Consider the following 2317-nt stretch of genomic DNA (forward strand, 5'->3'; position numbering starts at 1 on the left):
ATCGCGGATGAAAATAGATGAAAGGCGAAGACCGAACGGACGGAAGGGCAAATCGGATGCGAACGGGAGCGGAAGGAGATGGCGCCGCGAATGAACTATAGTACGATTCGTATCAAATATTAAGTGATGAGATCGAACAGACCGGGAAAGAAGATGAAGGAGGGAACGAAGACAGGATTTGGCCATTTGTAAATAAATAGTACGATTCGTATTGATATATTTCAACTGATTGGACATGGCCAAACAAACGACACCGGAACAAGCCAGGAAAAACGGATGTGCGCACCGAATCGATGGAAAATCCAGACCGGAACAAGTACCTGAATCCAACCCCAAAACCATTCCCGATGGAGGCTTGCCGCGAATGAAACCCACTATCACAAAAATCGAAACCGTGGTCTTTCAATACACCATTGAAAACATGGGCGTGGACTACAACGGATTCAACCTGGTATACGAGAAAGGCGGCAGGCGCAAACTCGGCGGGGGCCTATTGCGAATACACACCAACCTCGGCATCGTCGGCGAATACCTGGGTGGTCCTTCGCCGTCGGGTGCGACGGTCCAGTACCTACTGGGGAGCAATCCCTTCGAGCGGGAGAAGATCTACAACGATCTGAAGCGCGGCCTGCGGCACACCGACCGGACCCAGATCGGCGCGGTGGACGTGGCACTGTGGGACTTCGCGGGCAAGTACTACAACGCGCCCGTCTATCAGTTACTGGGCGGTTACCGGACGTCCCTGCCGGCATACGCAAGCACGTACCACGGCGACGAAAACGGCGGTCTGCACACGCCCGAGGCCTTCGCGGACTTCGCCGAGCAGTGCCGGGACCTGGGATACCGTGCCTTCAAGATCCACGGCTGGGGCAACGCCCCCATCGAGCGAGAGGTCGCCAACGTACGCGTCATGGGCAAGCGCGTGGGGGACGACATGGACCTCATGATCGATCCCGCGTGCGAATACAATACCTGGGCGGATGCGCTGAAGGTGGGCCGCGCCTGCGACGAAGCCGGTTTCTTCTGGCTGGAGGACCCTTACAAGGACGGCGGCGTGTCCATCTTCGGCCACAAGAAGCTTCGGGAACACATCACCACGCCGATCCTGCAGACAGAGCATATCTTCGGCCTGGAGCAGCACGTCGATTTCGTCGTCAACGGGGGAACGGACTTCGTGCGGTCCGGGGTCTACGAGGACGGAGGCATCACCGGCGTGATGAAGATCGCCCATGCGGCCGAGGGACTCGGGCTGGACGTGGAACTCCACGGCGGCGGACTCGCACACAGGCACATCATGGCTTCCGTCCGGAACAGCAACTACTACGAGTTCGGTCTCGTACATCCCGGTATCAAGACGACCAAGCCGCCCGTCTATGCGCCCGAATTCACCGACGAACTGGAAAACATCGACGAGCACGGATGCGTTCCCGTCCCCCAGGGTCCGGGACTGGGCGCCGAGATCGACCGGGATTGGATCGAGGCGCACCAGGTCAACACGATCGTGCACGAGGCGTAAGAGGACGGGAGCCGCGGTTGTACACGAGGCGTAGGAGGACGGGAGCCGCGACCGCGTACAGGACGTAACAGGTCACGAGGCGTGATCGAGTACGATGCGTAGCGGACAGGAACCTCGATCGCGCTCGTATAGCCATATTTCATCTCTACGAGCCGGCCAGCCGCTCCCGCACCCGCTTGACGACCTGCTTTTCGTCACGGGTCATCTTCTCCAGTTCGTACATATCATCCGACAGTTTTTCGCGGTGCTCCTCCAGCGGATACAGGTGGGGCAGGTCGAAGAACCAGCTGAAGACGTATCGCTGGAAGATGTTCAGGCGGGGATAGTCCTCGGTCCACGGACTGGCGTTGTGCAGGAGACGCGTGGAGAAGATGATGACGTCTCCCGCCTTCATGGGGATCGTGATCGATGTGGGAGGATCGTGCTCGACGGCCAGGCCTTCCGGTTCGGGAACCGTGGATTTGTGGCTGCCGGGCACCAGGCAGAATCCCGTGCCCGGCGGCACGTCGGCCAGGGCGACCCAGGTAGCCAGATGGCTGCAGTAGATCTCGCCGTCCGCCACCTGGAAATCATTGTTCGGATTGCGGAACCCGTGGGTGACCTTTACCCCGTCGTCGTCCCGATGAAAGCGCAGTTCTTCCGGTCCCCTGACCATGTGGGTGAATACGCAGTGCATGAGACGGGGACAACCCCAGGTCAACCCGGCCACCACACGGATGATCTCCGGGTTCATGTTGAGCCGCTGAAACACCTCGTGACCGTAGTGGATATGGCCGATATGGGTCTTGCTCGGCTCCTGGC

Annotated in this window: 2 protein-coding genes; one reads left to right on the top strand and one right to left on the bottom strand. The window is 59.2% G+C overall.

The annotated features are described in order from the left end of the window. Window positions 1-364 precede the first annotated feature (364 nt). Entirely contained in the window at window positions 365-1516 is a 1152-nt protein-coding gene (locus OXG98_02015) for a mandelate racemase (GenBank protein ID MCY3770791.1), read from the top strand. A 145-nt stretch (window positions 1517-1661) separates the two neighbouring features. On the opposite strand, the gene OXG98_02020 is transcribed toward OXG98_02015, so the two are convergent. Next, window positions 1662-2317, bottom strand: a 656-nt coding sequence (locus OXG98_02020; GenBank protein MCY3770792.1) for a phytanoyl-CoA dioxygenase family protein, incomplete at its 5' end; no start/stop codon positions are given.

Source organism: Gemmatimonadota bacterium (genome assembly GCA_026706345.1).
GTDB lineage: Bacteria > JAAXHH01 > JAAXHH01 > JAAXHH01 > JAAXHH01 > JAAXHH01.